We start from the raw sequence: 23441 nt of genomic DNA, 5'->3' as shown, positions 1-23441 counted from the left end.
CCGTACCTTTACTACCTATTCCGCCGCCGCAGGCTACTGCCGGCCGGCCGGTGTTTGTTTTTCTGTTTTTGCCTTTTGTTGAGTCTTTCGTTTGATTTTGTGCAGCCAGCGCCGGAACCGGCGGCCGACCGCGTTACGCTGTTTGCCGACGTGATTCTGCCCTTGCCGCTGCCCCGCCTCTACACCTACCGCGTACCGTTCGAGCTGAGCGACCAGGTGGTTATCGGCGGGCGTGTGCTGGTGCAGTTCGGGGCCAAGCGCACGCTGAGCTGCATTGTGGCGGCCGTGCACCAAACGCCGCCCGCCGCGTACCAGGCCAAGTACATTCTCGAATTCATTGATGATGCGCCCGTAGTAACCCAGCCCCAGCTGAAGCTGTTTGCCTGGATTGCCGAGTACTACCTCTGCACGCTGGGCGAGGTAATAAACGCGGCGTTGCCTTCGGCCCTCAAGCTCAGCTCCGAGAGCCGGGTGCAGCTGCATCCGGCCTATGAGCCCGAAACGCACCCCTACCCGCTCGGCGAGCAGGAGCAGAAAGTAGTGAACGCACTGAACACCGGCGAAGAGGGCAAGTCGCTGACGTTTACCGAGGTGGGCGAGGTGCTGGGCATTGCCTCGTTCCATAAGTACATCAAGTCGTTGATGCAGAAAGACGTGGTGTTTCTGTTTGAGCACCTCAAGGATAAGTATGCGCCCAAGGTGGTGAAGAAGGTGCGGCTGACGCACCGCTATGTGGCCGAGGCGGCGCTGGAGGAGCTGTTCGGGCAGCTGGCCAGCAAGGCCAAGCAGCTCGACGTGGTGATGCGCTACCTGCAGCGCGTGCCGGTGTACCAGAACGAGCACGCCAACCACCGGGGCCTCGAAAAAGCGGCTCTCACGTCGGCCCCGCACCTGTCGCCCTCGGCAGTGAACACGCTCATCAAAAACGGCATTTTGGAGCAGTTCGACCAGATTGTGTCGCGCTTTCCGCTCGATGAGGACGACGCTGAGGCCAACATGCACTTCACGCTGAGCGAGGCCCAGACCGAGGCCCGCGACGCGGTGATGCGCGAGTTCCAGACCAAGGACATCGTGCTGCTGCACGGCGTAACGGGCGCGGGCAAAACCGAAATCTACATCGACCTGATAAAGCAGGCGCTGGATGGTGGCGGGCAGGTGCTGTACTTGCTGCCCGAAATTGCCCTCACGGCCCAGATTGTAACCCGCCTCATGCGGGTATTCGGCTCGCGGCTGGGCGTGTACCACTCCAAGTTCTCCGACAACGAGCGGGTGGAAGTGTGGAACGGGGTGCTGTCGGGTCGGTTTCAGGTGGTGGTAGGCGTGCGCTCGGCCGTATTTCTACCGTTTGATAATCTCTCGCTCACGATTGTGGATGAGGAGCATGAGTCGAGCTACAAGCAGTACGACCCGGCCCCGCGCTACAATGCCCGCGAGGTGGCTTTGATGATGGCGCACTTCCAGGGCTCCAAAACGCTGCTGGGTTCGGCCACCCCGGCCGTGGAAACCTACTACCAGGCCCGCGCCGGCCGCTACGGCCTCGTGAGCCTGACCAAGCGCTTCGGTGAGGCCGGCCTGCCTGAAATCGTGCTGGTGGACACCCGCAAGAGCCGGGAGCAGAAAACCATGCTCAACCACTTCACGCCCGAGCTGATGGCCGAAATGGAAAGCAAGCTGGCCCAGCAGGAGCAGGTGATTCTGTTCCAGAACCGCCGCGGCTACGCCCCGTTCATCAACTGCCTCGACTGCGGCTGGATTCCCAAATGCACCAACTGCGCCGTGAGTTTGAGCTACCACAAGCAGGCCCACGAGCTGCGCTGCCACTACTGCGGCCACCACGACCGGATGCCGACCCAGTGCCCCGCCTGTGGCTCGCGCAACGTGAAAACCGTGGGCTTCGGCACCGAGAAAATTGAGGACGACCTGAAGGTAATGCTGCCCGCCGCCCAAGTACAGCGCATGGACCTGGACACGACCCGCGCCAAAAACTCGTATCAGCAGATTATTTCTGACTTCGAGCAGCAGAAAACCAACGTGCTGGTGGGCACCCAGATGGTAACCAAAGGCCTCGACTTCGCCAACGTGAGCCTGGTGGGCATCATCAACGCCGATTCCATCATCCACTACCCCGACTTCCGGGCCCACGAGCGGGCGTTCCAGATGTTTGTGCAGGTGAGCGGGCGAGCGGGCCGCAAGGGCAAAAAAGGCCGCGTGATTATCCAAACCGCCGACCCCGAGCAGGTTATCTTCGACAAGGTGATGCGCAACGACTACCTGGAATTCTACGATTACGAAGTAACGCAGCGCCGCGAGCATGGCTACCCGCCGTTTATGCGCATCATTCGGCTCACGGTGAAGCATGTAGATGTGACGGTGGGCGAGCGGGCGGCGCTGCTGCTAACCCAGGAGCTGGTAGACCGGCTGGGCCGCGAAGCCGTGCTGGGCCCCGAGGCACCCTACATCTTCCGCATCCGTAATTTCTACCTCCAGGAAATCACCATCAAGCTCAGCCGCGAACACACAGTACTTAAAGCCGCCAAAGCCGACGTGATGGCCGCCATGGATATAGTACGCGACCAGAAGGAGTTCAAGCAGGTGCGCCTGGCCGCCGACGTAGACCCGATGTAGCGTAGCGCGTTGCCTGGCTTGCTAATTGGTCGCATTCAATTGCTGAAGGCAACCATGAATAGCCCGGTTAATATCAGCGCAATTGCCGGCAAGCCCAGCAGATATATACCGTAAGGCACTGCTACTCCCAATAGTAGCAGTGCGCCCCCCACGATAAGAATTACCCGGCCGGTTTTGCGCAAACCCGTTTTGAAGTTTTGGGACCGCATAGCTGCGGCTGTTGGAGCTACGGCTGCTTCGCGGGCCTCGCGCAGTTTTCGCATGCGGCCGTTCTTTCCCTGAAAACACAGCAACGCCACCCCCACAACCATTAAACCCAAACCGACTAAAATACTGGACTCCGGAGCCAGGCTTGGGGCGTCGGGCCTACCATCGAAACCCTTGGTAATCATTACCCCCAAACCAGCAGCCACTGTTACCCCTCCAACGATATTTACCGCTGTTGTCGAAGGATCGGTCGGGAACTTGGGTTGCTGCGGCGGCGGCGTCAGCAGGGTATCGGGGGCGGCGAGTAGCGGCGTAGCCTGAACGCGCCAGGATTTATTGGCTACCGATGGGAGTGGGTGTGCTTCCTGACGGTCTCCATCGACGGGGTTGGAAACGGGCAGCGCGGCCGACAACACTGGCTCATCAACGGGCTTGGCACACAGTTGCGGCGCAACGGCGGGTTGCGAGTGAACTGTGCCGTACTCACTGACTCGCGGGAGGGTTGGCGAAAAACGGGCACTTTGGCAGCCAGCCAGCAAGGCGCAGGTTAATGAGGCGGTTAGTAAAGTGCTTCTCACCATAAAATTTGAGCGTAGATATTGGTCGTATGAAAAGGCCGAAAGGGCTACTATGGCGCGTATGCAATTGATGTTGAAAACTACTACAATGTGAGGTAGTATCTACTCCTCTTTCTCACAGATCAGACTTTATAAACCTACCCTGAGTGCCGGATAATACTGACTACAGCACTCCAGTCTATGCTCAAATCAGACTTTACAAAAAAATCCCCGGCTGCCAACTGACAACCGGGGATTCTCCATGTGAAAGCAGTGCGCTTATATCTCGTCGAGCAGGTACAGGATAACCAGTACCACACCGATGATGAAGATGATAGAGCCCAGAATGGAGAAGATGGCACCGATAGTACCACCTATTACGCCAAGCAGACCTACCAACAGGCCCACCAGCATCAGAATCAGGCCCTGACGCAGCTTGCCTTCGAGGCGGTCGGTAGCGGCCGTTTCCGACGACTTCTTCACGATGCCAGCTTTGGCCGCCAGCTTGTCCGCTTGCTTGGTGATTTTGTTTACCAGCGCCTTCTGCACGAGGTTCAGCTTGGGGGCTTTGGCAACCTTGGCCGGAGCAGCAGCAGCTACGGGAGCAGCCTTGGCAACTGGTGCGGCTGTGGCTACAGCAGCAGGCGCCGCTACAGGTGCAACTGCCTCGGGCGTTACCACTGCCTCAGCGACGACCTGCGGGGCTACTGCAACCTCGGGGGCCGGGGCTGGCTTGATAATGGTGGACCGCTGCGTGCCGTGGTAAGCCGACGACGTCTTAGGCAGCATAGCATACTCGGCGCGGTTGCAGCTCGTTAGAGCAATACCAACGGCCGCTACAGCGGTGAGTTTGCGCAACAGATTGGACAAGTGTTTCATAATAAAAGAAGGAAAAGTGGAAAATGTGAGAGCGTTTTGTACGGGCTAAATTAGGAAATAAGCATACATAAACAGAAATATTATCCAATTATGCCCCGCCCAACGGGGGCTCTGACCAAGTAGCCAAGGGCTTACTGCTGCCAGCGCCCGCCAACTGAGGCCATATCGAACCGTTCCACCGGCCTTTCTGTTAGCAGCAAGTCCGATATTTGCCTTCCGTTTATGGTCAACCAAATGAGATTATTCCTGCCTATTAGTGCGCTGGGAGCCCTGCTGCTCGGCATCGGAGCCTGCACTCAGTCGCTGAGCGAGGGAACGGCTGCCCAGCTCACGGAGCAGCGCCGCGCCAACGCTGCACCCGATACCAGCGGCTACGAGCGGCGTGCCCCGCAGGATATCAATGGCATCGGCAAATACTATATGGGCCGCCAGATTGCCCACGTAATGGGCCATGAGGGGGCCTCGTGGCTCGACCGCTCCAGCCGCGCCCGCGAGGAAGACACCGACCAGTTGTTGCAGGCGCTCAAGCTGAAGCCCTCTGATGTGGTGGCTGATATCGGAGCTGGCACGGGCTATTTCACTTTCAAGATGAGTGCGCTGGTACCCCAGGGGAAAGTGCTGGCCGTCGATATTCAGCCCGAAATGCTGGCCAGCCTGCGCGAAACCACGGCAAAACTAGGAGCCAACAACGTGATTCCGGTGCGTGGCACTACCCAAAACCCCAACTTGCCCGCCGGCCAGGTTGATCTGGTGCTGCTGGTAGACGCCTACCACGAGTTCGACTACCCCCGCGAAATGGCCCGTGCCATTCGTCAGGCCCTTTCGCCCAACGGTCGGCTGGCGCTGGTCGAGTACCGGGCCGAGGACCCCAACGTTCCCATCAAGCGCATCCATAAGATGAGCGTGGCACAGGCCCGCCGCGAAATGGCGGCCGTAGGCCTGCGCCTCACCGACTCGGTAGAGACCCTGCCCCAGCAGCATTTGCTGTTTTTCCAAAAGTAAGCTTTGAGCGGCAAGCGTTAAGCCGCAAGCTGCAAGCCTGTTCGGGCGGCTGCCTGCTTGCAAGAGGGCTTTTTTCGCGTTGCTGAAAAGCTAAAAAAGCTTGCAGCTTGTAGCTTGCGGCTTACAGCTCTACAAAATGTCTGACCCGCGCCGGCTTTCCATTCACGATTTCACCTACCAGCTTCCGCCCGAGCGCATTGCTCCCGAGCCGCTAGCCAACCGCGACCAGTCGCGGCTGCTGGTGTACCAACAGGGGCTGCTGGGCGACCGTACCTTCTGCGACCTGCCCGCGCTGCTGCCGCCCGACAGCCTGTTAGTATTCAACGATACCAAAGTGGTGCGGGCTCGGCTGTTTGCCCGGCGGCCAACGGGCGGTATGGTGGAGCTGTTTTGCCTGGAGCCGGTAGCGCCGCACCGCGCTATCGAGCTGGCTATGCAGCAAACCGGCGCCTGCGTGTGGAAATGCCTGGTGGGCAACGGCCGCCGCTGGAAAGATGGCCCCGTGCTGGTGGAGTTTGAAGCCCACGGCCAGCCGGCCACCCTGCGGGCCGAGCGCACCGAGCAGCACGACGGCTACGCCCTCATTGCCTTCGGCTGGGAACCGGCCGAACTGCCGTTTGCCGAAGTGCTGCGCGCCGCCGGCCACCTGCCTCTGCCACCCTACCTCAACCGCCCCGATACCGACATGGACGCCGTACGCTACCAAACCGTGTACGCCGCCCACGAGGGCGCCGTAGCCGCTCCTACGGCCGGGCTGCACTTCTCGGATGCCGTACTGGCCGAACTGGCCGAGCGCCGCACCGCCGCCGCCCGCGTAACGCTGCATGTGGGCGCGGGCACGTTTCAGCCGGTGAAGGCCGACCATATGGCCGACCACCCCATGCACGGCGAGCCGTTCAGTGTATCGGCCGACACACTGCGGCGGCTGCTGGAGCATCTGGCAGCGGGCCACCCCATTATTCCGGTGGGCACTACCAGCCTGCGCACCCTCGAAAGCCTGTACTGGCTTGGAGCAGCGCTGGTACAGCAACCGGCCCAACTACCCAGCTGGCACGTTAGCCAATGGCAACCCTACGAACCCGACACCGAGGTATCGACCCAACAGGCACTGGAGGCACTGCTGGCCCAGCTGGCGCTAACCGGCTCCGATACGCTGCACGCCACCACTCAGCTACTAATTGCGCCTGGCTACCGCTTCCGGCTGATTCGTGGCCTCGTCACCAACTTCCATCAGCCCGAGAGCACCCTGCTGCTACTGGTGGCGGCCTTGCTGGGCCCCGACTGGCGACGCGTGTACGAGCATGCCCTGGCCCACAACTACCGCTTCCTCAGCTACGGCGACTCGTCATTGCTGCTGCCCTAAATAACAGGCAGAGCTACCAGCAGCATAAAAAGGCAGCGCAGCATCACGTGTACTGCCTTGTTCAGGAGGACAGCCTATGAAGCACCAGCTCAGGAGGGTAGCCAGATGAACCTACTTGTTGACGAAGGCTGTTTATTAGTTTATACAGCTGATTTTCCGCTGTCTCCGGTGTTTCGTCGTATAAGGCCTCAAATCCTTTTTTTCCATCTGCCTTTCCATTATGAAAAAGTTATTTCTGACAGCTGCTGCCCTGGTTTTCGCTACGGCCGCTGCTTTTGCTCAAAGTACCCCAGTAACGATTACCCCCGCTCCCACTGCCGATGAACGGACCAAAGCAGGCGAAGTAATCCAGGACGCCAAACAGGGCACTGTGGAGGCTGCCCAGGCAACGGGCAACGCGGTAGAAACCGGCGCCCGTGCAACCGGCAACGCAGTAGAAACCGGTGCCCAGGCAACGGGTAACTTCGCCGAAAAAGCCGCCAAGAAAACAGCCCGTGCTGCCAAGAAAGCTGCCCGCGCCACCAAGAAAGGCGCTAAGGCCGTTAAGAACAAGGCCGTAGACGTGGTTGACTAAACGTACCCCGTTGCCTTCACAAAAAAAGAGCTTGCCCGAAGGCAAGCTCTTTTTTTGTATTCCTAGTCGGCTGTAACCGATGCTTATAGGATGAAAACAGCATTGCCAAACAGCAGCTTACCGCCCTGCCAGAAGGCCCGGAACAGCGGGTTGTCGGCCAGATAGACGATTTGGCCACGACCTAAGTCCTGAGTACCCAGCACAAAGCTGTCGGTGAGGCCGGTGCGGGTTTTGCGGCCGGCAAAACCGGAGGCGTAGCTGTTCTTTTTCAGGACGCCCACATTCCAGCCACCTTCGGGCAAGAACGTATAGTTGGGCGCTTCGCGGAGCAGGGCAAAGTAGGTGTTGCCGTAACCGAAGGCCAGCGGGTGGGTGTTGTCGAGCTGCACCCGGAACACGCTGCCCTGCACCCGGCCGTTGATACCGTCGCGCTCGGCGTCGGCGTAGCGGCGCAGGGCGGCATAGGGCGCTTTTTTGCTGGCGGCTGTCGAGTCGGAGGGTTTGGCTTTGAGCAATAGGTCCTTCTGGCCGGCCAGGAAACGTGAGGCTCCTTCGAGGGCGATGAGACGGCCGCCCCCGCGCACCCAGGTTTTCACGGCGGCCAGGGTTCTTTCGGTCATGATGTCGTCGTAGCGGCCATCGGGCAGTATCAGCACATCGAATTTGCTAAGCGGTACGCCACTGAAATAATCGGTGCCCAGCACCGTGACGGGGTAGCCCACCTGCTGCTCAAAAAAGTGCCAGACTTCGCCGAAAGCCGTGGCATCTACACCCGGGCCAGCCAGTACGGCTACGTTGGGCGTGGCCAGCGGCCGCACCGAGCGCGAGCCCAGGTCGCCACCGCTGGTAGAAAGGCCCGACTGCACGGCCTGCACCAGCACGCCCGCCGAATCAGCCTGAGCGCGTACCAGCTGGTCGAACCGTGCGCCGAGTCGCTCGTTGCCGGTGCGGGCAATAATGAGCGTGCCGCGGCCGTACTTCTGCCCCTCGGTTTCAAAGGGCTCCTCGGCCACCCGCAGCTTCACACCCTGCTGTAACAGCCGGCTCAGAAAGCGCACGTCCTGCAGGTTGTTCCAGCGGGCCAGGTAGGCATAGGGGGCGTTGTTGGTTGTCAGTTGTTGGTTGTTAGTTGTCAGGTTGTTTTTACCGCTTGGGCTGACAACTGACAACTGACCACTAGCAACTGAATTAACTGACAACTGATTTTTCAGCGCGTAGCCGTTCAGGCCAAAGGCGTAGGGCAGCGACCAAGCGGTGAGGTCGTAGGTGAGCGAGTCTTCAAGCTGGGCCTGGGGCTCGAACAGCACTTTTACCAGCGTCGATTTGGGCTGATACATGCTGATAACCACGTCCTGGGGCTCAATCTGCACGGTTTCGGTTTGGCCGGTGGCGTAGCTGTAGCCGGCCTGACGGCTGCGTTTAGTCGCGAAGCCGTAGCTGATCTGCTGACGGTCGAGGTACTGCGTGAGGGCGCGCACCTGGCCGGGGTCGGAGGAGCCCGCCAGCACGTACGACTTGTACTCGCCTTTAGGCTTGGTGCGGGCATCGTCGTAGAACTTGCGGAACTCCCGGGTCAGGTCCTGGTGGCGCTCGGCAGCGGCCTGCAGCGTGGCCAGGCTGGTGGCGTGGTGGTGCTCGATGCGCTGGCTTAGCGTGAGCGTATCGCCGTCGGTTTTGGCGTAGGCAATGCCGGCCACGCCCCCGCCGCCCTGTTCGTAGGTTACGCCAATAGCGCCGTTGAAGCTCGGCCAGGTGTCGCCGTAGAAGGGCGCGAACAGGTCGTAGGTTTCGCGGGTGAAGTAGAGCCAGTTGTTCTTATCGAACACCCGGCGGTTGTAGTCGCCGATGATGTCCTGGAACTGGCGCTGCCAGGCCGTGAGGTCGGCGTGGAAAGGCTTGGCGGCGGGCGAGAAGTAATAGGGGTTGTTGGGGCCCATCTCGTGAAAATCGGCATGTACCTGGGGCAGCCACTGGTTGTACACGGCAATGCGCTGGCGGCTCTCCTGCTGAGTTTGCCAGGCCCAGTCGCGGTTCAAATCGAAGTAGTAGTGGTTGTAGCGGCCACCGGGCCAGGGCTCCCGGTGCTCCCAGCTCAGGGGCGAGGCGTTGGTCTGCCGGTTGGCTACGCGGTTGTACCACTGCGCATACCGGTCGCGCCCGTCGGGGTTCACGCAGGGGTCCACGATTACCACCAGGTTCTGCAGATAGCTCTGCACGGTGGTATTGGCGGGGTTGGCGAGGTCATACAGCACCTGCATTACAGCCTCCGACGACACGGCCTCGTTGCCGTGCACGTTGTAGCTCAGCCACACCACGGCCGGCGTCGCGCCCTTCACGGCCCCGGTTTCGAGGCCCGCCAGCCGCAGGTTGTCGCGCCGGATGTCGTCGAGGCGGGTCAGGTTGGCGGCCGAGGCAATGTACACCAGCTCCAGCGGGCGGTTTTCGTAGGTGCTGCCGTAGCGCTCCAGCTTCATTCGGTCGGGGCTGTGGGCTGCTATGTGGGCTACGTAACGCAGCAGCTCGGCATGGGGCGTGAAGCGGGCCCCCAGCTCGTAGCCCAGAAACTGGGCGGGCGTCTGCAGCGGACCATCGGCCGGACCGGCCAACGGGTTGGGAAAGGCGGCCGGAGCCGGCGTCTGGGCCGAAGCGCCGAAGCACGTTAGCAGGCTCACTAGCAGCACCGAGGCCAGAGCCCGTAGCGTATAGTTTTTCATCAGGTGGCGGAAGTAAACCAGGAAAGGCAGAAAGTTTATGGCTCAAAGAAAGCATATTTGAGCAGGCCAACGACGCAACACTATGCGTTGCCACGCATCTTTCTCACAGCAGACTCCCCCCAAGTTCCCACGCCAACCCCACCAACTATGCCCCACTCCTACCTCCGCCCCACGTTGCTGGCGGCCCTGCTTGCAGCCGGCTCTTTTGCCGCCCAGGCCCAGCAGCCCGTTTCGTACCCGCTGCCTTCTGAAGCCGACCGGCAGCAACTGGCCCAGGTGCTGGCCGATACGCTCTACATTCAGCAGCACTACACCAAAACGGAACACCGCATTGCTATGCGCGACGGCATAAAGCTGTATACGGTGGTGTATGCGCCTAAAGACGCCGACAAGGTACGCTACCCTATTATGCTCAGCCGCACGCCCTACGCCGTGGGGCCCTACGAGGCGGGCAAGTACAAGAAAAGCCTCGGCCCCAGCTCCACCATGATGCGCGAAGGCTACATTTTCGCCTACCAGGACGTGCGCGGGCGCTATATGTCGGAGGGCGAGTTTGTGAATATGCGGCCCGCCAAGGATGCACCCAAAGGCAAAAACGACATCGACGAGGGCACCGACACCTTTGATACTATTGAGTGGCTGGTGAAGAAGGGACCGAAAAATAACGGCCGCGTGGGGCAGTGGGGCATCAGCTACCCCGGCTTCTACACATCTGTGGGCTTGCTCAGCCGCCACCCAGCCCTCAAAGCCTCCTCGCCCCAGGCTCCCATTGCCGACTGGTTCTGGGACGATTTCCACCACAACGGCGCATTTTTCCTGCCCCACGCCTTCAATTTTCTGGCCTCGTTCGGGCTGCCCCGGCCCGTGCCCACACCCACTGGCAACCCCGGTTTTAAGCACGGCACGCCCGACGGCTACGACTTCTTTATGAAGATGGGGCCGCTCAAGAATGCCGATGCCCGCTACTACAAGGGCCAAGTGGCGTTCTGGAACGAGATGATGCAGCACCCCAACTACGACGAGTTCTGGCAGGCCCGCAACCTGCGGCCCCATCTCAAAAACCTCAACAAACAAACTGCCGTGCTCACGGTGGGCGGCTTCAACGATGCCGAGGACTTGTTTGGGGCGCTCAAAACCTACGAGAGCATCGAGCAGCAGAATCCGGGCATGCAGAACGGGCTCGTGATGGGCCCCTGGGTGCACGGCGGCTGGGCCCGCGGCACCGGCGAGGTGGTGGGCAATGTGGCCTACGGCGAGTCGCCCTCGCTTTACTACCAGAAGGAGATTGAGGCACCGTTTTTCAAATCGTATCTGAAAGATAACAAGCGGCCCAACGTGCCTGAGGCTACCGTGTTTGAAGGCGGCACCAACCGCTGGCGCACCTTTGATGCCTGGCCGCCCAAACAGGCCCAGGAGCGCACCTTATACTTCCAGGCCGACGGTAAAATCGGGTTTGAGCCGCCAACTGGCGGGCAGGCCGAGTTCGACCAATACATCAGCGACCCGGCCAAGCCGGTGCCCTCCAACGAAAACATGGCCACGGGCATGACCCGCGAGTACATGACCGACGACCAGCGCTTTGCCTCGCGCCGCCCCGACGTGCTGACTTACCAGACCGATGTGCTGACCGAGGACCTGACCCTGGCCGGCCCCATTGAGGCGCTTTTGCAGGTAGCCACCACCGGCACCGACGCCGACTGGGTGGTGAAAATTATTGATGTATACCCCAACGATACCCCCAACAACCCGCGCCTGAACCCCAGCGTGAAGCTCGGCGGCTACCAGCAAATGGTACGTTCGGAGGTGATGCGCGGCCGGTTCCGCAACAGCTTCAGCCAGCCCGAAGCCTTCGTGCCCAATCAGGTAACGGCCGTGCCCTTTGTGGTGCAGGACCTGTGCCACACCTTCCGCAAGGGCCACCGCCTAATGGTGCAGGTGCAGAGCAGCTGGTTCCCGATGGTTGACCGCAACCCCCAAACCTTCGTGCCCAACATCTTCGAGGCCGACGAAAAGGATTTCCAGACGGCCAATCACCGCCTCTACCACTCGCCCGCCAAGGCCTCACAGCTGAAAGTGCGGGTTCTTTAACAGGAGTAAAGAAAAAACGTCATTCTGAGCGAAGTCGAAGAATCTCTACCGCAGTGCTAATCCTTTCGTTGAGTTAGCACTGCGGTAGAGATTCTTCGGCTTCGCTCAGAATGACGTTTTTTATTAGAATCTACCCTTACAACCGGCCGATGTTGCCGTAGTCGGGCTCGGGCGTGGTGTGGTAGATGTCGTGCTTCACTTTTTCTACTACGCCACGACCAAAGAGGCTGATGCCGGCGTTGAGCACGAGCAGGGCCGCAGTACCGGCGGCAACCCACTCGGTCGTCGATTCGTGGCGGCGTTTTTTATCAGCGGCCCATTGCACCAGGCAGGTGCCCAGGCCGATGGTCAGGAGGCCAGCCGGCGCAAAGGCCAGCCATTTTTCTTTGTGCGTCATGATAGAGCTACAGATGCTGAGTTGGACGGAACGAGCAGGAATCTGCTAAGATAACCAGTCGGCCGGCTTTTTGGCTACTGCCGCTCCTGTAATCGTACCTTCGTGGCCCAAGGTTCCCGTTTTCAAGCCAGATTCTCCGGATTAGTCCGGCGTTACACCTGCCGCCGATGCCCACATCTTCTTACCAGCGCCTGCTCGACCTGGCCTTTGCCGAGCCCGCCGCCGCCGCCCGTTACCTCACACCTGCCACCCGCGAGGCCTACCACCTCTTTGGACAGGCCGCCCCCGCCGATATTGCCTACCGTTTCGAGCGGGTGCGGCTGGGCGTGGCCCTGGCCCTACTGCGGCTGCTGGCCGAACTGGGCGACATGGAGGAAGCCCGCCAGGTACTCGATGTGCTGAAAAACGCGCTGCAAGCCCCCTCCGTAGCCGGTATCGACAAGGCCATGCAGAAAGGTGCCACCACCTTCGACCAGCTTTACGCCAACCTCTACGTGAACGAAGACGGCGAGCAGGTGCTGCACCTGTTCGAGCGCACTCTCGATGCCGACACTCAACGCCTCATGGACGATGTTATCGGGGAAGCGCTGGAGCTGGTGCCGATGCTGGATTTCAGTCGCGACGAAGAGGAGGATTAGCCACGTGCGGCCCCGGCAACGCTTTGTCGCCTGCTACTTACCTTTACTACCATTGCCCGCCGGCTGGTGCGGGCTGTCATTCTTGCCGATTACTTAATGCCCGATATTCAGTTTATCACGGACGCAGCGGCCGTAGCCGAGGCGGCCCGCCACCTGCTCCAAAGCTCCCGCATTGCGCTCGACCTGGAGTTCGACGATATGCGCCACCGCTACGGCCGCCACTTGGCCCTGATTCAGGTGTTCGACGGACAGACTGTTTACCTGATTGACCCGCTGGAGCTGGAAAACGAAGCCGAAGACTTGGAACCGCTCTGGCAGGTGCTGCGCGACCCGGCTATTACCACCGTATTCCACAGCTGCAAATCCGATATTCTGCTGCTCGATGAACTCTACGGCGTGCATGTGCGCAACATCGTGGACACCAGCGTGCAGCACACGCTGCTGGCCGAAGCCGACAACAACATCTCACTGGGCCGCCTCATTCAGGAGGAGTTGGGCCTGGAAGTGGACAAGGGCGAACAGAAGTCGAACTGGCTGAAGCGCCCGCTCACCGAGGCCCAGAAGCAGTACGCGGCCAACGACGTGCTGTACCTGTTCGAGCTGACTGACCGGCTCAGCGCCAAGCTGGCCGCTCTGGGCCGCACCGCCTGGGCCGAGCAGGAAAACAAGGCCCTGGAGGCAGTACGCTACTCGCGCGACGAGCGGCCCTACATGCGCCTGGCCGGCAAATACCGCATTCAGCCCACCGAGCTACCCATGTTCCGCGACCTGTTTTTGCTGCGCGATGAGGTGGCCCGCTACATTGACCGGCCTTCGTACATGATTGCCAGCAACGACCGGCTGGCCGAGCTCACGCGCCTGCCCGTTACCAGCACCGGCCATCTGCGCAACGCCAACGGCCTGCACCCCGAGCTTAAGCGCGGCACCTTCGCCGACCGTCTCGTGGCCCTGAGCCAGGAGGACCGGGTACCCGAGCCGCCGCTACCCGCCGACCGCCGGGGTTTCCCGTCGCGCCGCCGCCTGAGTGGGGCTAAAGCCGCCGAGGCCGACGCCCGTGAAGCCCTGCTGACCACCCTCAAAGCCCATCTGGCCGCCGACCACAGCCCCATCATGGCCAACCTCGTGCTCAGCAACCGCCTCATCAACGACATCATTGAGCAGGGCGCCGACCAGGTTCTGCGCCCTTGGCAGCACCAGCTCCTCACCGAAACTGCCCAGCAGCACAGCCTGGACTTTTCGAAAGTAGCCGGACCGTTTGAGAAGTAGGGTGTAGGGGCGGGGCTTGTCCCCGCCCGCCGTTCGGGCCGTTGAATGATTACCGTTAAAACGGCGCAAATGGCGGGCGGGGACAAGCCCCGCCCCTACGTCGTGCTTACTTCAGCTTGTCGTTGTTCTTGTGCCGCGTGGCGTCGCGCTGGGTTTTCTTGGCCAGGTTGCGGTTCAGGGCATCGGTGAGGTCGATGCCGGTCTGGTTGGCCAGGCAGATAACGACGAACAGCACGTCGGCCAGTTCGTCGGCCAGCTCCTTGTCTTTGTCCGATTCCTTGAACGACTGTTCGCCGTACTGCCGGGCAATGATGCGGGCCACCTCGCCCACCTCCTCCGTGAGCATGGCCATGTTGGTCAGCTCATTGAAATACCGGACGCCGGTGGTTTTAATCCACGCATCCACGGTTTGCTGGGCTTCTTCGATAGTCATGAATGAGGCATTTTGAGAGGTGCTGATGGGAAAGTGAGCAGTGCTAGCTGTCGAGTACAATGGTTACCGGGCCATCGTTGAGCAGCTCTACCTGCATATCGGCCCCGAACTCGCCGGTGGCTACGGGCCGGCCCAGCAGCCCGGCTACTACCTGCACAAACTGCTCGTAGAGTGGCACGGCCAGCGGCGGTGGCGCGGCCCCGGCATAGCTGGGCCGGTTGCCCTTGCGGGCGTCGGCCAGCAGCGTAAACTGGCTTACTACCAGCACCTCACCGCCCACATCCTGCACCGAGCGGTTCATCTTTCCTTCGTCGTCGGCGAAGATGCGCAGCTGCACCATTTTACGGGCCAGCCGATCGAGAATGGCGGCATCATCATCGGGCGCGAAGCCGGCCAGCACCAGCAGGCCGGGGCCAATCTGGCCGGTAACACGGCCCTCCACGGTAACCCGGGCATGGCGGACGCGCTGGAGTACAAGACGCATAATGTGAGGTGTGAGGTAGCTAGATGGTGAAGCCGCAAAGAACGTCATTCAGAGCGCAGCGAAGAATCACGTTCTTTGCTAGCTCGGTTTCTCCCGCTCCAACTACCACCTCTTGAACAGCCCGCTCGCCTGCTCACGGCCACAATCGTACTACCTCGGTCTGGCGCTGCTGCTGCTGGTGCCGGTGCGCCTGTATGGCCTCAGCGAGGGCGCGCTGCCTGATTTCGATTCGGTGCGCAACTGGCAGATTGTGCAGGAAGTGGCAACCGGCAACCTGCGCCACCTGTTCCGGCACGGTAGCCCGCTGTTTATGCTGCTCTACGCGCCGGTGGCCTGGGTCACGTCCGATTATCGGGTGTTTCTGGTGCTCAATGCGCTGCTGGCGCTGGCGGCCGTGGGGTTGCTGGCGGCCTTTGTAACCCGCGAAACCCGGCTGCCGGGCTGGCAAACCGGGCTGCTCACGCTGCTCATGGGCACGGCCACCTTCCTCACCTACGGCGGCCGCGACTTTACCATGAGTGCCGGCAGCCTGCTGTGCTTCGCTGGGCTGCTGGCCGCTTACTACCAACGGCTCCGGCAGCCGGGCTCCCCCACCCTCTATCGGGCCACCGTTTGGTTGCTGCTGGGCCTGAGCTTCAACTATAAATTCCTGCTCACGCTCCCCATTCTGGCCGTGCTGGAGTGGTACCAGGCCGATGGGCTGCTGCTGCAGCGGGGCCACTGGTGGCGCGTGGGCCTGCTGCTGGCCGCACCTTTCGTGGTATTGAGCACAGTGGGCTGGCTGGTGGGCCTGCGCTGGTATGCCTGGCTGGGCGTATTCTACAGCGTGCTGTTTCCGGGGGCCGCCAATGCCGCCGGCCGCACCGCCACACTGCACCTCGATTTGCTGTACTACTTCCGTTTCCTGCTCGATTTCGAGTCGTGGCTGGTGTGGATGGGGTTGCTGGGGCCGCTGGTACTGCTGGGGCGGCAGTGGCAAACGGGCCGTCTTGGCCGGGGCCGGCCGCTGCCCTTCGAGCTATACCTGGCCGCCTGGGGCTGGTGCCTGCTGGCGGGCATGTCGTTGCTGCTGAAGGCGCCGCGGGGGTTGCTGTGGGCCTACGGGCTGTGGTACGCACTAGGGCTGCTGCTACTGGCACGGCCCTGGCGCGGCCGGCAATTGCCGGCCCCGGCGCTGGCCGCGCTGCTACTGGCCGCGCTGGCCGGCAACCTCTACCGGCTTCAGCGCGAAGTGTATGCCTACGCCCGCCCCACCAGCTACCCGGCCGTGGCCGCGTGGCTGGCCGCCCACCACGGCGGCGGCCCCGTGGCCAGCACCGTGGGCCTGGCGCTGGCGCCCTTTCATACGGATACCGTGCGCTCAGTAGTAGACGAAAAACGCCTTCCCATGCTGGCCCGCCAGGGCTACCGCTACGTGCTGCTCGATGCCTATTGGCGCGTAACCAACGTGCAACAGTTCGACTCGCTGCGCCGCCAAAAGCCGCTGGCTGCCTGGCCCGAGCCGGCCCTCACCTCGCCCCTGCTCTTTCTGGAGCACTCTGAATACACCGGCCTCAGCTACCAGCAAACCCTGCACCTACAGCAGCAAGCCCGCCAGGATTCGGCCCAGCTGCGGGTATATGAGGTGGGAAATGAACATATGCAGTTCCGGCACGACGTCGTGCCGAAACCCGAATTCGCCGGATTACTCTTTCAACGTTTCACCCCTAAACTATCGAGGCGGCGCTGGTAGCGGCGGGCGTTTTGGAGGTGTTCGGCGTAGGTTACGGCGAAGTCGGAGAAGCCGCTGCCGTCGGGGCGGGCAACGAAGAACACGAACTTGTGGCGCGTGGGGCGCAGCACGGCGTCGAGGCTCTGGCGGTTGGCGGAGGTGATGGGGCCGGGCGGCAGGCCCTTGTGCCGGTAGGTGTTGTAGGGCGAATCCACCAGCTTGTCCTTGTTCAGCACGCGCTTCACCCCGAAGTTGCCGATGGCCCAGAGCAGCGTGGGGTCGGCCTGCAGGCGCATGTTGGTGCGCAGGCGGTTGAGGTAGGCTCCGGCAATGATGGGTTTGTCGGTGGGCTTAGCGGTTTCGCGCTGCACGATGCTGGCCAGTACGTGCACCTGGGTGGGCGAAAGGCCCAGCGAATCGGCCCGGCGGCGGCGCTCGGGCGTCCAGAACCGGGCGTGGGTGGCGGCGGCCGAGTCGAGCAGCTGCGGGGCCGAGGAGTTCCAGAGCAGGCGGTAGGGCCCGGGCAGAAACAGCGTGAGGATGGTGGTGGTGTCGAGCTGGTAGCGGCGCTGCAAATAGGCGTTGTCGTTCAGCAAGCGGCGCAGGCTTACCGAATCGGCCTCGAAGGCCCGCGCCAGCTGCCGGGCTAGTTGGGGCTTGTATTTGAAGGCGTTCAGCGTGAAAGCCACCGTGTCCTGCTCGCCGCGGGCCAGCATTTCTACCAGCGCCCGGTTGCCCATGCCGGGCCGCAGCTGGTAGCGGCCGGGGCGCACCTGCTGCGGGTAATTCTGCCAGCGCGCCACCCGGTCAAACGTGCTCTCATCGCGCAGCAACTCGTATTTGCGCAGCGAATCGAGCACCGCCCCGTAGCCCGTGCCCGTGCCAATGTACAGGTAGGCCGGCCCGAAGGCCGATTCGCGCACGTTGGGCCGCTGCAGCAGCCACCAAGCCGCCCCCAACCCCGCCAGAATGAGCAGGCCGAGTGTCAGTAGGAAAACAAGCCAGAATCTGCGCAAAACGATAATCAGAAGGTGAACAAGCAAAATCGTTCTGCAAAGAAACAGCATTTGGCGCAGGCCGGCGCCACTGGCCAATCAACAAAGAAGTCCTGCTACCCCGGAGGGCGGCAGGACTTTCAGACTTTGCAGCAGTTGGCGTGCTTAGTTGAGCGAAGCCGAGTGGGCCTTCATAATCTGGCGGGCCTGGGCCAGGTTGGTGTCGCGCGAGTTCACGGCCAGATAGATGAACTTGTCGCCGCTAGGCGAAAGCTTCAGCAGGTGCAGCTGGTCGGTGAGGGTAAGCAGGATGTCCTGCAACGTCTGGTTCAGCTTAAGGGCCTGAATGGCTTTGAGTTTGGCCTTTACCACTTCGGTGTTGTAGGCGGCGGCCGTTTCGATGTCGAAATCAGCAATATTGGCGTGTGAGGCCAGGGGCATACCCGTTTCGGTTTCTACAACGGCCACAGCTAGCAGTGTGGGCAGTTCTTCCATGATGCCCTTAACGGTGTCTTTGGGAGTTGACATTGAGATGGTAATAAAAGAGAAAAAAGTTGAGTTAAAAAAGTGGAGCCTACTCCGTGCTCCGCCGCAGAATATCCTTGGCCAGGGCCAGGTTCGTATCGGCGGTGTTCACTACCAGCAGGCAGTAGCGCTGGCCGTTGTCGAGCGGGCACAGCAGGTGCAGCTGTTCGTCGAGCAGTACCGAAATATCGGTTAGGGGGCCGCCGGGCCAGGCCCGGGTGGCCAGCGCCGCCTGCGCCGCCCGGAAAACCCGGGCGTAGCGCAGGCTGACGTGGTTGGGGTTGTAGTTGCTGTGCGCAGTGTAAGAGGCAATCAGTTTTCCCGATTGCACCTCTACCACGCAGCTGAGCAGCAGCTCGGGCAGTTCGCGCAGCAGGCTTTCCAGAATGGTGCGCGCCCGCTGGCCGGCTTCATCGGTGGTGGCAACGGTGATTTTCTTGACCTGCAGCCGGTTGAAAAACGGAAAATTCATGAAAAGCAAGCAAGTGAGAAGAGCCGCCGGGCCCGCCCGTGGCGGGCCCAACAACTTAGGCGGGCAGCCTTAGAAAAGCCACCAGCGGCGCTTGGCCTGCTCTTTGGCGCGCGGCAGCAGCGTTACGTTGTGGGTGGAAGCGCGGCCGCGCACGGCCACTTCCTCCTCGCTGTAGCCGCCGTAGCCGTACTGCAGCTGCGAAGCGCGATTGGCCGGAATCAGGAGCGTGTAGTTGCCGTTGGCATCGGTGCTCACGCCACGCTTATTCAGCTTGTCGAGCACGGTGGCGCCAACCAGCGGCCGGCCGTTCTCATCCAGAATGCGGCCCCGGATGGTGGTAAAGGCCGCGGCGGCCACTTCGGCTTCGGCCGGCGCCCCGGCCGCCTCGAGGGCTACCGGGGACTCGGTGGGCAGGTTGTCGGTCGGCAGGTTTTCGGTAGGCAGATTGGTACCGGCAAACACGGCGCCGCCAATCAGCAGGCCCACCATGGCAATGCTGCCGGCGCGCTTGCGGAACCGGGCCGGCTCGGTCCGGATCAGCTCGAACTGGTGCTGCAGCCAGCCTACCGGCCGCACCTGATGGCCTTGCTGCTTCAGGGTGTAGTAGCGCTGGAAAGCGGCATCACCATACGCGGGGTTGGCCTGCAGGTAAGCATCGACCAGCTCGGTGTTCTTACCCGATAAGTCGCCGCGCAGGTAGGCGTCGCGGTGGGTAGCCAACAGTTCGCCGGTGGCCGGGTGGAAGGGGTGCGTGGTTAGGGGCATAAGAAAGAAATGTGGGGTGATTGGAGCGTACAGGGGCAGGAACCGGCAGATAAAAATCCGTATTTATCATTTTGCCAATACAATATTACCCTACCGCGCCGCCGGCTCCTACAGATTTTCGACAGAACCCCCTCCATCCGCGACCAATGGCGCATCTCCCTCGTTGAACTCGTTTGCTTCTTTTAGGCCCTCCAAACCGGCTTTTTCCAGCTTAACAGCTTCATCCCCCGACTGATAATAGCGCAATCCTGCTCTACACCTGAGCTTCCCAAGCAGCCACCCATCACCATTGCTTACCAGCTGAACGAGGCTGGCCGTTTACGCCTCGTTCACCAGCGCGGCAATGGCGGCTTCCAGCTCCTGCTGGCGCTGGCGGCGCTCCACTTCGAGCGGGGCGGCGGCGCGCACTTCGCAATCGGGAATGGTGCATCGCTCGCAGGTTTCGTTCACCTCCTTTTGAATGATGGCGGGGTCGGCGGCGAAGCGGATTTTCTGGCTGAGCGTGTCGTCGCAGAGCAGGCCTACGGTTACGCTCACGGCGGGCTCGGTGGCCGTGCCGGCCCGCGCCAGCGTCAGGCACAGGTACTCGTCGCCGTTGGGGTAGCGCGAGCGTTGGGCCCCGAGCGTGTAGGCTGGCGCGCCGGTGGCCAGCGGCTGCTGGCGCAGCTCGGCCAGCAGCCGCACCGAAATCCAGCGGCGGCAGTAATGCTCGTGCAGCTCGTTGCCGTGGGGGTTGTGCAGGCGCGAGAGGTGCAGCTCCTTGGTCAGGCGGTAGTCGGCCGAGGCGTTGGCCTGGTCGAAGCGCAGGAAAAACAGACTCTGCAGCCCAAAATGGCGGGGCAGCAGGTTGGTGATGCGCTGCATGAACATCTCCGGCGACACGTCGTAGCGCGTGAGCAGCGCCAGCAGCGCGGCCGGCTCCCAGGTTTTAGCCGCGAACAGGGCCGTCAGGTCGCGCACCAGCGTTTCCTCATCCATGAGCAGCGCGCCGGCGAAGTACGAGGCCTTGAAGTTATTGAGTACCTCCTCGAACGAGCGCACCGGAAACGACGCATTCACGTAAGGCCGGTCTTTGAGGCCCAGGTAGTTGAAGGCCAGCTCGCGGCCCAGCACGAAGCCCTCCTGGGCCCCGCTCAGGCCCTGGCGCAGCAGCAGCCGCCGCGACTTGGGCTGAAATACCGACCGCAGCCGCCCCAGATGGGCATACTCGGCCAGCCCGCCCCGGTCGAGGGTGTAGCCGTACTGGGTGGTGAGCACCCGCTCCAGCTGGGTGCGGTCGAGGGGTGCGGCGGCGGCCAGGCCGTGCTCTACCACGAAGGTGCGGGCGTCCTGCTCCAGCTCCTCGAAGTAGTTGTCGTGCATCTCCTGAAAAGAGCGCAGCGCGGCCAGAAAGAAGTTTTCCTGACGCATTTCGTAGTTGCGCGCAATCTCAAACAGCGTGCTGATGAAGGCGTTCATCTTGGCCGGCGCGTTGGCAATCAGCTCCACGATGCGCAGCGGGTCGAGCCCGAACATCTCCAGCGGAAACTCCTTGAGCAAATCCGACTGCAGCAGCTCGGAAATGGGTTCGAGCCGCCGGCTCAACGTCAGCGACACCAGCTGGTCGTAGCTCACGCCCAGCACCTTACTGAGGCTCAGAATTTTATCGGCCTTGGGGTACTTCTTGCCCTTCTCGATTTCGTTGAGGTAGGACACCGACACGTCGCAGGCGCGGGCCATTTCGGCGGGCGTGAGGCCCCGCTCCTGCCGCAATTCGCGCAGCTTTAGCCCAAAAATCAAGCGGACAACCTGGCCGTGGCTCAGCATAGATGCACTGGTGAAATGGTGAGTTGGGAGGCGAATGCCCGGAACTGCCCGACGAAAGCACCGGCGCCGGTCTTATAGACCAACTCCTAACCGGCCAGTTGCCTGGGCTCAAGCCGCTTTTTGCCTTGGCTTTTCCTTTTACCCCAAGCCGGCAAAGCTACGGTTTTAGAGAGCCCAATAAAAATTAGCGAATATTCGCTTGATTGATAAAATTCGCTTTACTACATTTGATGCACTGCCCCTGGTAGCGTTCCTATCGTTTCCTGTAACTCCAATGCGTATGTCGCCTTTCGCCGAGCCCCAGACCGTCACCCCCACGTACCGCACGCCCGAGCGGGTGCAGGTAACGGGCGAATACTCGCCCGCCTATGCCGAAATCCTCACGCCCTCGGCCCTGGCTTTCGTGGCCGAGCTGCACCGCCGCTTCGAGCCCACCCGCCGCGGCCTGCTGCAACGGCGCACCGAGCGGCAGCAGCGGCTGGAAGCCGGCGAGGCGTTCGACTTTCTGCCCGAAACCAAGCTGCTGCGCGAAAAGCCCTGGACCGTGGCCCCGCTGCCCGACGACCTGCTCGACCGGCGGGTGGAAATAACCGGCCCTACCGAGCGCAAAATGATTATCAATGCGCTCAACTCGGGCGCCAAAGTCTTCATGGCCGACCTCGAAGACTCGACGGCGCCCACCTGGGCCAACGTGGTGGAGGGCCAGCGCAACCTGCGTGATGCCGTGCGCCGCACCATTTCCATCAGCACGCCCCAGAAAGAGTATAAGCTCAACGAGCAAACCGCCGTGCTGATGGTGCGCCCCCGCGGCTGGCACCTGCTCGAAAAGCACGTGCTCGTAGACGGTGAACCGGTGAGTGCCTCGCTGTTCGACTTCGGCCTCTACTTCTTCCACAACGCCCACGAGCTGTGCGCCCGCGGCACGGCGCCCTACTTCTACCTGCCCAAACTGGAGAGCCACCTCGAAGCCCGCCTCTGGAACGACGTATTCGGCTTCGCCCAATGGTCGCTGAAAATGCCCAAGTGCACCATTAAAGCCACGGTGCTGATTGAGACGCTGCCGGCGGCTTTTGAGTTGAACGAGATTCTGTGGGAGCTGCGCGAGCACTCGGCGGGCCTCAACTGCGGCCGCTGGGACTACATCTTCAGCTACATCAAGCGGCTGGGGCTAGGCGCCGAGCACCGCCTGCCCGACCGCGCCGCCGTGACGATGACGGTGCCGTTTATGAGCGCCTACTCGCAGCTGGTGGTGCAAACCTGCCACCGCCGCGGCGTGCACGCCATGGGCGGCATGGCGGCCCAGATTCCCATCAAAAACGACCCTGAGGCCAACGAGTGGGCCCTCGAAAAAGTCCGCCTGGACAAGGTGCGCGAGGCCCGCGCCGGCCACGACGGCACCTGGGTGGCCCATCCCGGCCTGGTGCCGGTGGCGCTGGCCGTGTTCGACGAGCTGATGCCCCAGCCCAACCAGATCGACAATAAGCGCGACGACGTGCAGGTAACGGCCCAGGACCTGATAGCCGCCCCCGAGGGCGACATCACCGAGGCCGGCCTGCGCCTCAACCTCGATGTAGCCGTGCGCTACCTCGAATCGTGGCTGCGCGGCAACGGCTGCGTGCCGATTCACCATCTGATGGAGGACGCCGCCACCGCCGAAATCTCGCGGGCCCAGGTGTGGCAGTGGCTGCACACGCCCGGCACCCAACTCTCCGACGGCCGTGCCCTCACCACGGAGATGTACCGCGAGTTGCTGCCCGCCCAACTGGAAGCCATCCGCCAGGAAATCGGCGACGCAGCGTACAACCAGGGCAAGTACCTCGAAGCCGCCCGCCTCTTCGACCGGCTGGTGATGAGCGAGCAGTTCATCGAGTTCCTGACCCTGCCGGCCTACGAGCAGCTGACGTAGCAGGCCGGCAGGTTAGAACGGTGTAGGGGCGGGG

At 61.8% G+C, this 23441-nt stretch carries 20 protein-coding genes; 9 read left to right on the top strand and 11 right to left on the bottom strand.

Going from position 1 to position 23441, the window contains the following annotated elements; all coding sequences use genetic code 11:
• Window positions 1-78 precede the first annotated feature (78 nt).
• The gene (priA, locus tag J7E24_RS06060; RefSeq protein WP_215136175.1) at window positions 79-2625 is read left to right on the top strand and encodes a primosomal protein N'; all 2547 of its coding nucleotides are present in this window, start codon (window positions 79-81) and stop codon (window positions 2623-2625) included.
• Window positions 2626-2660: 35 nt separating this feature from the next.
• Here priA and J7E24_RS06055 read toward each other — a convergent pair whose 3' ends face one another.
• Both J7E24_RS06055 and J7E24_RS06050 read right to left on the bottom strand, forming a co-directional pair.
• Entirely contained in the window at window positions 2661-3371 is a 711-nt protein-coding gene (locus tag J7E24_RS06055) for a hypothetical protein (RefSeq protein ID WP_215136173.1), read from the bottom strand.
• Window positions 3372-3668: 297 nt separating this feature from the next.
• Window positions 3669-4268 (bottom strand): hypothetical protein, encoded by a 600-nt coding sequence (locus tag J7E24_RS06050; protein ID WP_215136171.1) that lies wholly within the window; start codon window positions 4266-4268, stop codon window positions 3669-3671.
• A 234-nt stretch (window positions 4269-4502) separates the two neighbouring features.
• On the opposite strand from J7E24_RS06050, the gene J7E24_RS06045 reads away from it, so the two are divergent.
• The 3 genes from J7E24_RS06045 to J7E24_RS06035 all read left to right on the top strand — a co-directional run bounded on the left by J7E24_RS06045 (window position 4503) and on the right by J7E24_RS06035 (window position 7207).
• On the top strand, window positions 4503-5270 hold the full coding sequence (locus J7E24_RS06045) for a class I SAM-dependent methyltransferase (RefSeq protein ID WP_215136169.1): 768 nt from the start codon (window positions 4503-4505) through the stop codon (window positions 5268-5270).
• Window positions 5271-5406: 136 nt separating this feature from the next.
• The gene (locus tag J7E24_RS06040) at window positions 5407-6633 is read left to right on the top strand and encodes an S-adenosylmethionine:tRNA ribosyltransferase-isomerase (RefSeq protein ID WP_215136167.1); all 1227 of its coding nucleotides are present in this window, start codon (window positions 5407-5409) and stop codon (window positions 6631-6633) included.
• Window positions 6634-6853: 220 nt separating this feature from the next.
• Complete coding sequence (locus J7E24_RS06035) at window positions 6854-7207, top strand: hypothetical protein (RefSeq protein WP_215136165.1); 354 nt, start codon at window positions 6854-6856, stop codon at window positions 7205-7207.
• 83 nt (window positions 7208-7290) lie between these two features.
• Here J7E24_RS06035 and J7E24_RS06030 read toward each other — a convergent pair whose 3' ends face one another.
• Entirely contained in the window at window positions 7291-9921 is a 2631-nt protein-coding gene (locus tag J7E24_RS06030) for a M14 family metallopeptidase (protein ID WP_215136163.1), read from the bottom strand.
• Between the two features lie 147 nt (window positions 9922-10068).
• On the opposite strand from J7E24_RS06030, the gene J7E24_RS06025 reads away from it, so the two are divergent.
• Window positions 10069-12009: a CocE/NonD family hydrolase gene (locus J7E24_RS06025; RefSeq protein ID WP_215136160.1), complete on the top strand. Its 1941-nt coding sequence runs from the start codon at window positions 10069-10071 to the stop codon at window positions 12007-12009.
• A 136-nt stretch (window positions 12010-12145) separates the two neighbouring features.
• Here the strand turns inward: J7E24_RS06025 and J7E24_RS06020 are convergent, their stop codons facing one another.
• A complete protein-coding gene (locus J7E24_RS06020) occupies window positions 12146-12406 on the bottom strand; it encodes a hypothetical protein (protein ID WP_215136158.1) in 261 nt (86 codons plus the stop codon).
• Window positions 12407-12573: 167 nt separating this feature from the next.
• On the opposite strand from J7E24_RS06020, the gene J7E24_RS06015 reads away from it, so the two are divergent.
• Together J7E24_RS06015 and J7E24_RS06010 are read left to right on the top strand one after the other, a co-directional pair.
• Window positions 12574-13044, top strand: coding sequence for a hypothetical protein (locus J7E24_RS06015; protein WP_215136155.1), 471 nt, complete (start codon window positions 12574-12576; stop codon window positions 13042-13044).
• A 96-nt stretch (window positions 13045-13140) separates the two neighbouring features.
• Window positions 13141-14310, top strand: a complete 1170-nt coding sequence (locus tag J7E24_RS06010) for a ribonuclease D (RefSeq protein WP_215136153.1) — start codon at window positions 13141-13143, stop codon at window positions 14308-14310.
• Between the two features lie 106 nt (window positions 14311-14416).
• On the opposite strand, the gene J7E24_RS06005 is transcribed toward J7E24_RS06010, so the two are convergent.
• Both J7E24_RS06005 and dtd read right to left on the bottom strand, forming a co-directional pair.
• Window positions 14417-14743: a nucleotide pyrophosphohydrolase gene (locus J7E24_RS06005; protein WP_215136151.1), complete on the bottom strand. Its 327-nt coding sequence runs from the start codon at window positions 14741-14743 to the stop codon at window positions 14417-14419.
• Window positions 14744-14786: 43 nt separating this feature from the next.
• Window positions 14787-15227, bottom strand: coding sequence for a D-aminoacyl-tRNA deacylase (dtd, locus tag J7E24_RS06000; RefSeq protein ID WP_215136149.1), 441 nt, complete (start codon window positions 15225-15227; stop codon window positions 14787-14789).
• 112 nt (window positions 15228-15339) lie between these two features.
• Here dtd and J7E24_RS05995 point away from each other — a divergent pair, with 112 nt between their 5' ends.
• Window positions 15340-16959: a hypothetical protein gene (locus J7E24_RS05995; RefSeq protein ID WP_215136147.1), complete on the top strand. Its 1620-nt coding sequence runs from the start codon at window positions 15340-15342 to the stop codon at window positions 16957-16959.
• Here J7E24_RS05995 and mltG read toward each other — a convergent pair.
• From mltG to J7E24_RS05970, 5 genes are all read right to left on the bottom strand, one after another.
• Complete coding sequence (gene mltG, locus J7E24_RS05990; protein ID WP_215136145.1) at window positions 16920-17954, bottom strand: endolytic transglycosylase MltG; 1035 nt, start codon at window positions 17952-17954, stop codon at window positions 16920-16922. The two genes, J7E24_RS05995 and mltG, sit on opposite strands and share 40 nt — an antisense overlap.
• 144 nt (window positions 17955-18098) lie before the next feature.
• Window positions 18099-18461, bottom strand: coding sequence for a hypothetical protein (locus J7E24_RS05985; RefSeq protein WP_215136143.1), 363 nt, complete (start codon window positions 18459-18461; stop codon window positions 18099-18101).
• A gap of 46 nt (window positions 18462-18507) precedes the next feature.
• Complete coding sequence (locus tag J7E24_RS05980; RefSeq protein ID WP_215136141.1) at window positions 18508-18930, bottom strand: hypothetical protein; 423 nt, start codon at window positions 18928-18930, stop codon at window positions 18508-18510.
• 69 nt (window positions 18931-18999) lie between these two features.
• The gene (locus tag J7E24_RS05975) at window positions 19000-19695 is read right to left on the bottom strand and encodes a carboxypeptidase-like regulatory domain-containing protein (RefSeq protein ID WP_215136139.1); all 696 of its coding nucleotides are present in this window, start codon (window positions 19693-19695) and stop codon (window positions 19000-19002) included.
• A 318-nt stretch (window positions 19696-20013) separates the two neighbouring features.
• Entirely contained in the window at window positions 20014-21501 is a 1488-nt protein-coding gene (locus tag J7E24_RS05970; protein WP_215136137.1) for a helix-turn-helix domain-containing protein, read from the bottom strand.
• A gap of 280 nt (window positions 21502-21781) precedes the next feature.
• Here J7E24_RS05970 and aceB point away from each other — a divergent pair, with 280 nt between their 5' ends.
• Window positions 21782-23407, top strand: a complete 1626-nt coding sequence (gene aceB, locus J7E24_RS05965; protein ID WP_215136135.1) for a malate synthase A — start codon at window positions 21782-21784, stop codon at window positions 23405-23407.
• Window positions 23408-23441: the final 34 nt, after the last annotated feature.

Source organism: Hymenobacter sp. ISL-91, from assembly GCF_018613725.1.
Classification (GTDB): Bacteria; Bacteroidota; Bacteroidia; order Cytophagales; family Hymenobacteraceae; genus Hymenobacter.
This window is presented reverse-complemented; position numbering and strand designations above follow the sequence as displayed.